Annotated in this window: 7 protein-coding genes; 3 read left to right on the top strand and 4 right to left on the bottom strand. The window is 74.0% G+C overall.

The genetic code is table 11. The annotated features are described in order from the left end of the window. Nucleotides 1–344: 344 nt before the first annotated feature. Nucleotides 345–1,295, bottom strand: coding sequence for a fumarylacetoacetate hydrolase family protein (locus ACTB72_RS18765; RefSeq protein WP_463038538.1), 951 nt, complete (start codon nucleotides 1,293–1,295; stop codon nucleotides 345–347). 99 nt (nucleotides 1,296–1,394) lie between these two features. Then, on the bottom strand, nucleotides 1,395–2,186 hold the full coding sequence (locus tag ACTB72_RS18760; RefSeq protein ID WP_463038537.1) for a cyclase family protein: 792 nt from the start codon (nucleotides 2,184–2,186) through the stop codon (nucleotides 1,395–1,397). A gap of 678 nt (nucleotides 2,187–2,864) precedes the next feature. On the opposite strand from ACTB72_RS18760, the gene ACTB72_RS18755 reads away from it, so the two are divergent. Both ACTB72_RS18755 and ACTB72_RS18750 read left to right on the top strand, forming a co-directional pair. Further along, a complete protein-coding gene (locus ACTB72_RS18755) occupies nucleotides 2,865–4,598 on the top strand; it encodes an ABC transporter permease (RefSeq protein ID WP_463038536.1) in 1,734 nt (577 codons plus the stop codon). Further along, nucleotides 4,598–5,014 (top strand): lysozyme inhibitor LprI family protein, encoded by a 417-nt coding sequence (locus tag ACTB72_RS18750; RefSeq protein ID WP_463038535.1) that lies wholly within the window; start codon nucleotides 4,598–4,600, stop codon nucleotides 5,012–5,014. The genes ACTB72_RS18755 and ACTB72_RS18750 overlap by 1 nt, the downstream gene beginning before the upstream one ends. 109 nt (nucleotides 5,015–5,123) lie before the next feature. On the opposite strand, the gene ACTB72_RS18745 is transcribed toward ACTB72_RS18750, so the two are convergent. Beyond that, nucleotides 5,124–6,194, bottom strand: a complete 1,071-nt coding sequence (locus tag ACTB72_RS18745; protein WP_463038534.1) for an extracellular solute-binding protein — start codon at nucleotides 6,192–6,194, stop codon at nucleotides 5,124–5,126. 458 nt (nucleotides 6,195–6,652) lie between these two features. Between ACTB72_RS18745 and ACTB72_RS18740 the strand changes: the two genes are divergently transcribed. Further along, nucleotides 6,653–7,603 carry an NAD(P)-dependent oxidoreductase gene (locus ACTB72_RS18740; protein ID WP_463038533.1) on the top strand — a complete coding sequence of 317 codons (951 nt, stop codon included), beginning with the start codon at nucleotides 6,653–6,655 and terminating at the stop codon, nucleotides 7,601–7,603. Between the two features lie 180 nt (nucleotides 7,604–7,783). On the opposite strand, the gene ACTB72_RS18735 is transcribed toward ACTB72_RS18740, so the two are convergent. Then, nucleotides 7,784–8,391, bottom strand: a 608-nt coding sequence (locus tag ACTB72_RS18735; RefSeq protein WP_463038532.1) for a thiamine pyrophosphate-dependent enzyme, incomplete at its 5' end; no start/stop codon positions are given.

Raw genomic sequence — 8,391 nt, 5'->3', positions numbered from 1 at the left:
CCCGCGCGGCGTTGGACCGGGGCGCCTGCGTCACCGCCTCCCGGCGACCACGCGCAACCGCTAATCTCCGGGCGGGTCAAGGCTCGCGAAGCGACCGGCGCAGCCGGCTCGGCCTTGACGCGCCCGGAGATTCGCAGACGCTGGGACAAGGCCCCCCCGGGGGGCCGTCTCAGCAAAACCGCGCTCTTGCCCGCCAAAGGCGCAACGCTCGCCGATCACGGGGTAGGCCGACATCCCGTTTCCCTCTCCCCACCGGGGAGAGGGACAGGGAGAGGGGGCGCCCCGCAGGCCGTTCACGGCCGGAGACATCGAAATGCCCGGCACGGGCGCCGCAGGGCCCCCCTTCAGCCCTCGGTCGGGACCAGCCGGTTGCGCAGCACCCCGATCTTCTCGATCTCCAGTTCCACCACGTCGCCGTCCGCGAGATAGCGGTCATGCTCCAGCCCGCAGCCGTCCCCGACGGTGCCCGAGCCGAACACCTCGCCCGGATAAAGCGTCTCGCCGTGGCTGACCCACTCGATCACCTGCTCGAAGCTCCAGTGCATGTCGGCCGAGTTGCCCCGGCTGACCTCGACCCCGTTGAGCCGCACGATCATGTCGAGCCCCTTGTAGTCGCCCAGATCCTCCAGCGGCACGAGGCAGGGTCCGAAGGCGTTGGCCTTGTCGAAATCCTTGCCCTTGGCCGGGCCGAGCCGCCCCGGCATCTCGCGCCCCTGCGCGTCGCGGGCCGAGAAATCGTTGAACACCATGAAGCCGAAGATATGGGCGCGCGCGTCCTCGGCCTTGATGTTCTTGCCGCCCTTCCACAGCACGCAGGCCATCTCGCATTCGTAGTCCATGCGTTTCGAGTAGGGCGGGCGGGGCACGTCCTCGTCAGGGCCGGAGACGGCGAAGCGGTTGCCCTTGTAGTAGATCGGCTGCTTGTACCACTGGTCCGGGGCCATCGGCGCGGGGATGGCGTCGATCTCCGCCTGGCTCGCGCCGCGTTTCTTCGCGTCGACCACCAGCCGGGTGCGGGCCGCCTGGCGGACGTGCTTCTCGAACAGCATGAAGTCGCGGATCTGCTGGGGGACCGGGATCGGCGCGCGCAGCGTGACCGCCGAGAACGCCACGCGCGGCGCCGTCCCCGCCGCCGCCCGCGCCGCGTCGAGCGCGGGTTTCCCCCCTTCGATCAGCGCCTGCATCGAGGCGAAATCGGCGCCGCCCGCGGCGGTCAGGTCGGCGATCTCGTCGCCCTCGAGCCAGACCCCGAGCCGGTCGCCCGTCCCCGGGGCGGCGAAAGTCACCAAACGCATGTCATGCTCCTCGATCGCGTGGCGTCGCGGCCCGCGACCGCGCCGCCTGGAAAGTTTTCGAGCCGCGCGCCACCGGCCCCGCGCCTCATGCCCCTCGCCTCAAGCATCGAACATGGCGACGGCGCGCACGAAGCCGGCGGAGGCGCGGGCGATCTTGAAGGGGAAGCAGACGATCTCGAACCCGTCCCCCGGCAGACGGTCGAGATTGGCGAGCTTCTCCATGTGGCAATAGCCGATGTCGATGGAGGCGCGGTGCCCCTCCCAGATGATCGCGGGGTCGCGGGTCTCCGCCCAGCGCTTCGCGGTCAGGGCGAAGGGGGCGTCCCAGGACCAGGCGTCGGTGCCCGTCACCCGCACGCCGCGCTCCAGCAGCCAGAGCGTCGCGTCCCGCCCCATGCCGCAGCCCTTCACGAGGTAGTCGTCCCGCCCGTAAGCCGCCCCGGCCGAGGTGTTGACCACCACGATGTCGAGCGGGCGGATCTCGTGCCCGATACGCTTGAGCTCCGCCTCGACGTCGCCCGGGGTGGCGACGTAGCCGTCCTCCATATGCCGGAAATCGAGCTTCACGCCGGGCGCGCAGCACCAGTCCAGGGGGATCTCGTCGATGGTCCAGGCCCGCTCCCCGCCGTTCATGGTGGAGTGGTGGTGATAGGGCGCGTCGAGATGGGTGCCGTTATGGGTGGAGACCTCGAGCCGCTCCACCGCCCAGCCGTCGCCGCCGGGCAGGTCGGCCCGGGTCAGACCGGGGAAATAGGCGGCGATCTGCGCCGCGGTGTCGGCATGGGCGTGGTAGTCGATTTTCGGCAGCATCGCCGGCGGGTCCGAGGCGATGCCGGCCTCCAGCGCCACGGACAGGTCGACGAAGCGGCGCGCGCCGGCGGATCGTGTCATGGGTCTCCTCCCCGGAGGTTTTTCGGGCGGCCGTCTTGGCGCGGCCGCCTTGCGGGCGAGGTTGCCCGAGGCGGGCGCCGGGGGCAAGAACCGGCGGCGGGGGCGCCCCGGACGGAACCGGGCCGCGCGACGACCCTCGCGCCGGTGGCGCCGGCGCGCCCGCGCGGCCGGGGGACCGGGGGCGCCGGTGACGCCGCCGCCTGGCTTCTGCGGCGGGGGTCAGGCCCGACGGGCGGCGCAAGGCGCACGCCGGCGGGGCGCAAAAGAGGGGGCGGGGTCCGAGCAGGCGGGGCGAGGGGTGCGTCACGCGCCGGCCCCGACCTGCGCATTCGCCGCCCTGAACATGCGGCGGCGCCCCCGCGCGCGCGGCGCCGAACCGTTCCCGGCCACCGCCGAACCTTCGCCGCGACGCCAGCCGCGCAGGGCAACGGCATGGCCTCCCCCGCCCCGCCCAACTGTCCGCGCGGCCCATCCCTCCTCCCGAAGTTCCGACCGGAGACCGCCCCGCCCGCGCCCCGCCGCAACGCCGCGCGGGCGCTCCGCCCCGACCCTAGACCCGGTCGTCGCGCGGCCCGGCTCGACCGGCGTTCCCTCCCGATACCCAAAAACCCGCCGCATTGAGCCCGCCGCGCGGGCGCGCTATGGCTGAGCCCTCGCACGCTCCCCGACGGAGACCGCATGCAGGACCCCCGATCCGACGAGACGGCCCCGGCGCTCGCCGCCGCCCTGCCCGCCGCAGGCTTCGCCCGGCGCCGCCCGCGGCATGGCGCGCGCTTCGCCGCCTCCGCCGCGCTGACCCGGCCGGCCTGGCTGCTCGCCGCGCTCTGCGCCGCGCCCGCGCTCTCGGTCCTGGTCACCGCCATCTTCGGCGACTGGACCCTGCTGCCGCTGATGATGCAGGCGATGCTGCCCCGCTACGCGCTGGCCACGGTCGAGCTCGCGGCCCTCGTCGCCCTCGGCGCCGGCCTGATCGGCGTCGGGGCCGCGGTGCTGGTCACCAGCTTCGCCTTCCCCGGGCGGAGGTTCTTCGAGGTCGCCCTCGTCGCGCCGCTGGCCTTCCCCGCATACGTGCTCGCCTACGCCTACACCTTCCTGCTCGACCACCCCGGCCCCGTCCAGACCCTGCTGCGCGAGACCATGGGCTACGGCCCCCGCGACTACTGGTTCCCCGAGATCCGCTCGCTCGGCGGCGCCGCCCTGATGCTGACCCTCGTGCTCTACCCCTATGTCTACCTGATGACGCGCGCGGCGCTGATCCACCAGTCGGTCACCGCCCAGCACGTCGCCCGCACGCTGGGCCTCAACCCCCGTCAGGTGCTGCTGCGCGTGACCCTCCCCATGGCCCGCCCGGCCATCGTCGGCGGCCTCGCGCTCGCGCTGATGGAAACCGTCGCCGATTTCGGCACGGTCGCGCATTTCGGCGTGCAGACCTTCGCCACCGGCATCTACCGGGCCTGGTTCTCGATGGGAGACCGCGCCGCGGCGGCGCAGCTTTCGGTGTGCCTGCTGACCATCGCCCTCGCGCTCGCGGCGATGGAACGCGCCCAGCGCGGCGCGGCGCGCCGCCACCAGGCCGGCCGGCGCTACGAGACCCCGCAGGACACCCGCCTGACCGGCGCCGGCGCCTGGGCCGCCACCCTGTTCTGCGCCCTGCCGGTGCTGCTGGGTTTCCTCGCGCCGCTCGCCATGCTCGGCGCGATGGCCGCCCAGGCCTGGGGGCCGGACATGGGGCTGGAGCGCTACTGGGGCTTCTTCGCCAACACCGTGATCCTCGCCTCCTGCGGGGCGGGCCTGGTGATGGCGGCGGCGCTGATGATCGGCTATGCGGGCCGGCTCGCGCCCGGGCCGGGGGCGCGGGTGGCGCAGCTCGCGGCCTCGCTCGGCTACGCGGCGCCGGGATCGGTGATCGCGGTGGGGCTGCTCGCGCCCCTCGCGATGGTCGACAACACGCTCGACGCCTGGTCCCGCGCCGCCTTCGGCCTGCCGCTGGGGCTGATCTTCACCGGCTCCATCGTCGCCATCCTGCTCGCCTACATGACCCGCTTCATGGCCGCCGGGCTCAACGCCGTTTCGGCCGGGTTCGAGACGGCGGGGCCCAATATCGACGCCTCCGCCCGCGTCCTGGGCTGTTCGGTCTGGGGGGTGGCGCGGCGGGTGCACGCGCCGATGCTGCGCGGATCGATCCTGACCGGCGCGCTCATCGTCTTCGTCGACGTGACCAAGGAACTGCCGGCCACCCTGATCATGCGCCCCTTCGACTTCGACACGCTGGCGGTGCAGGCCCATCGCCTCGCCTCGGACGAACGGCTGACCGAGGCCGCCCTCCCCTCCCTCGCCATCGCCGCGGTGGGCATGGCGCCGGTGCTGCTGCTCGCCCGCGCCATCCGCAAATCCCGACCCGGAGCCAGCTGATGCGACGCCCCCTCGCCCCCCACCTGCCGCATGCCGCGGCGCTGCTCGCAGCGCTCCTCTGCGGCCCCGTCGCGGGCCGGGCCGACCCGGCCATGGAATGCGGGCTCGACGCCAGCTCCCAGGTGGAGATCGCCGCGTGCGTGGCGGACATGGAGCGGCGCGTGGAGCATGCCGTGGATCTCAGCTACGGCTTCGCCGCCGACGCGTCCCGGGCGCTGGACGAGACCACGGGCCGCGCGCTCGCCCTGCCGGCGCTGATCCGGGCGCAGGTGGCCTGGACCGCCTGGCGCGAGGCGCATTGCGACCAGGTGGGCGCGAGCTTCGGCGGCGGCGGCGGCTCCGGCATCGCCGTGCGCGGCTGCCGGGTGGAGCTGGGGCGGGCGCGGGCGGCGCAGCTGCTGGAGATGGCGCGCTAGACCCGCCGAGCCGCCCGACCCCCCGGTCTCCGGAACGCAAAAGGGCGCGGCCGAAACCGCGCCCTCCTCACCGTCCCGCCCCCTCTTCGGGGGGCTTCGCCCGCATCCCTTATTCGAAGCCGATCGTGTCGTAGATCAGCTGCGCCTTGGCCTGGTTGCGCCCGAGCTCCGCCAGATTCAGCGCATCCTGCCGGAAGAGGCCGAGCTGCGCCACCGACGCCGCCAGGCCCACGCCCGGCACCGCCGGATATTCGTCATTGCCGGCCGAGAAATACTTCTGCGCGCTGTCGGACGCCAGATATTCCAGGAACTTCACCGCGTTCTCCGGGTTCGGCGCCGATTTCAGCAGGGCCCCGGCCGACACGTTCATATGCGCGCCGTTCCCCGACTGGTCCGGGAACACCCAGCCGATCTTCCCGATCTCCTCGGTCATCCCCGCCACATCGGTGCGCAGCCCGCGGGCGAAGTAATAGGTGTTGGCCACCGCGATGGCGCATTCGCCCGAGATGACGGCGCGCAGCTGGTCGGTGTCGCCGCCCTGCGGGTCGCGGGCGCGGTTGTCCCACAGCCCCTGCGCCCATTTCTGCGCCTCGGCCTCGCCGTCATGGGCGATGCGCGAGGCCATCAGCGACAGCATGTAGATGTTGCCCGACGAGCGCGTGCAGATCATCCCCTTGTATTTGGGGTCCGCGAGCTCGGCATAGGTCCGCGGCGGCGTCTCCACCCGGGCCTTGTCGTAGAAGATGATGCGCGCGCGCTGCGAGAAGGCGAACCACAGGTCGTCGGGATGGCGCAGATGCGCGGGGATCCGCGCGTGCAGCAGCTCGGAGCTCACCGGCGCCAGCAGCCCGGCCTCCTCGGCCCGCCACATGCGGCCGGCATCCGTGGTCAGGAACACGTCGGCGGGGGAATTGGCGCCCTCGGCCTTCATCCGCTCGATCAGCGCGTCGGCCTCGGCCTCGATGCGGTTGACGGCGATGCCGGTCTGTTCCTCGAAATCGGAATAGAGCCGCTCGTCGGTGTCGTAATGGCGCGAAGAATAGAGGTTGACCGAACCCTCGGCCAGCGCCGCCGGCGCCGCGGCCCAGACCGTCGCCAGCGCGGCCAGCGCGCCCAGCGTGGCGCGGAAGGCGGAGGGACGGCTGGAAAGGCGAGCGGAAAGGGGGGGGTGAGCTTGCATCGCGGTCTCCCGATAGGTCTGCCGGCGCGCGCCCGTCCCCGGAGGACCGGGCCGCGCCGTTGAGGCGTCGCCGCCCGCGGACGCTGCGTCGGCGGACGTCGCTTTGTCGAACGGGGGACGGCGAAAGTCAATTCCGAGTATTGCACTCGGTCAATCGGCGAAGCGCGGAGCGGGGGCCGCGGCCGCGCGCCCGGAAATGGCCTCCTGGCGTCTCGGGGCGCGGCGACGCCGGGCGGCCGCCCAATGAGCGGGCCGGAGGGCCGTCCCCCTGATGCCGCCCCGCCCGATGCTGCGCCGCCCGATGCTGCGCCGCGGCGCAAACCCCGACCCTTGGACGCTGCGCCGCAACCGAACCCTCTGGCCCGCCGCCCCGCCCGCCGTTAGCTTCGGCCGCTCCGGCGCCCGGGCCCAACCGGGTTTTCGCCGCGCCCTGACGCTCCCCGCCGGAGATCCCGACGATGCCGACCCAACCGCTCCGCGTGCTCGTGGACATGAACGTCCAGCGCGCCCCCGACAGCCGGCCCTATCGCGACCAGCTCGCGGCCCTGCTGCCGGGGCACGAGGTCTACGCCCTGCAGGACGATTTCCCGGAGGCGGAGATCGAGGCGCTGGCCACCGCCCATCTGCGCCCCGGCCTCGCCCGGCGCCTGCCCGCGCTGCGGCTGATCCAGAAGCTGGGGGCGGGGGTGGACACCATGGTCCGCGACCCGGACCTGCCGGCGCATGTGCGCATCACCCGCCTGCGCCATGGCGGCCAGGCCCAGGACATGGCCGAATGGGCGCTGTCGCATGTGCTGGCCCTGCATCGCGACCACGCCTGGTACGCCTCGCTTCAGGCGGCGCATGAGTGGACCGGGCGCACCGCGCGGCCGGCGACGGAGACGACGGTGGCCCTGCTCGGCCTCGGCGCGGTGGGGGCGCGCGCGGCCGAGGTCTTCGCGGCGGTGGGGTTCCGGGTGATCGGCTGGAGCCGCTCGCCCCGCGCCCTGCCCGGCATCGAGACCCGCGCCGGGGCCGAGGCGCTCGACCCGCTGCTGGCGGAGGCCGACTACGTGGTCGCCGCCCTGCCCTCGACCGCGGAGACCGCGAACCTCTTCGACGCGGCGCGGCTGGCGAAGATGAAGCCGGGCTCGGCCCTGCTGAACATGGGCCGCGGCGACCTGGTGGTCGAGGCGGCGCTGCTGGCGGCGCTCGACGCGGGCCGGCCGGCCCATGCGGTGCTCGACGTGGCGCGGGTGGAGCCGCTGGCGCCCGAAAGCCCGCTTTGGCGCCACCCCGGCATCACCCTCACCCCCCATGTCAGCGGGCGCAACACCGGGGATTCGATGGCCGCGACCGCCGAGAATTTCCGGAGGCTCGCCGAGGGCGCGTCGCTCCTAGACGAAGTGGACCGCGCCCGCGGCTACTGACGGCGCGGGCCGGCGGACGGGAGCGGCGCGCCGGGCGGGACCGTGCCGTCCGGCGGGGCCCGGCACGGGACGGACCGGCAGGCGCGGATCGGCCGGTCGGCCTTCTTCGCCTCCGGCGGGGCCGGCGGGCGGGCGATGCGACCCGAAGGGGCGCCGGTCCCGCCCCCGGCCCTGCCCCCCTCAGATCAGCCCGTCATAGGCGCCGGCCGGGATCTCGATGGCGATGACCGTCGGGCCGGGGGCCGCCAGCGCCTCCGCATAGGCCGTCTCCAGCGCCGATGGCCCGGTCACCTGCACCCCGCGCAGCCCCACCGCCCGCGCCACCGCGGCGTAGTCCGTCCGCCCGAACCCGACCCCCGCGGCCGCCAGCCCGTCGCGCCGCTGCTTCAACGCAATCAGCTCCAGCGAGCCGTCGACCAGCACCGCCGCCACCGCCGGCCGACCCAGATCGCGCAACGTCGCGAGCTCCCCCAAGGTCATGTCCAGGCACCCGTCGCCCAGCACGCAGAGCGGCGGCGGCCCCTCCCGGCAAAGCGCCGTCCCCACCGCCAGCGGCAGCGCGCAGCCCATGGTGCAGAGGCCCGAGGATTGCAGCAGCGCGCCCGGCTCCGCGCAGGTCCAGAGCTGGCTCGCGAGGATACGGTGCGCGCCCGAATCCACCGTCGTCACCGTGCCCGCCGGCTTCATCCGGTTGAGGATGCGCAGCGCCTGGCCCGGGCCCCAGCCCTCGCCCGGCGCCCCCCCGAACGCCGCCGCCAGCGCCGCCGGGGCGGCGGCCGGCTCGCCCC

The sequence above is a fragment of the Albimonas sp. genome (assembly GCF_055129145.1).
This window is presented reverse-complemented; position numbering and strand designations above follow the sequence as displayed.

What these genes read in the sequence shown, in the direction of transcription:
- ACTB72_RS18745 (WP_463038534.1), bottom strand. Translation starts at nt 6,194, where the DNA reads ATGCAAGCTCACCCCCCCCTTTCCGCTCGCCTTTCCAGCCGTCCCTCC.
- ACTB72_RS18740 (WP_463038533.1), top strand. Translation starts at nt 6,653, where the DNA reads ATGCCGACCCAACCGCTCCGCGTGCTCGTGGACATGAACGTCCAGCGC.
- ACTB72_RS18760 (WP_463038537.1), bottom strand. Translation starts at nt 2,186, where the DNA reads ATGACACGATCCGCCGGCGCGCGCCGCTTCGTCGACCTGTCCGTGGCG.
- ACTB72_RS18750 (WP_463038535.1), top strand. Translation starts at nt 4,598, where the DNA reads ATGCGACGCCCCCTCGCCCCCCACCTGCCGCATGCCGCGGCGCTGCTC.
- ACTB72_RS18765 (WP_463038538.1), bottom strand. Translation starts at nt 1,295, where the DNA reads ATGCGTTTGGTGACTTTCGCCGCCCCGGGGACGGGCGACCGGCTCGGG.
- ACTB72_RS18755 (WP_463038536.1), top strand. Translation starts at nt 2,865, where the DNA reads ATGCAGGACCCCCGATCCGACGAGACGGCCCCGGCGCTCGCCGCCGCC.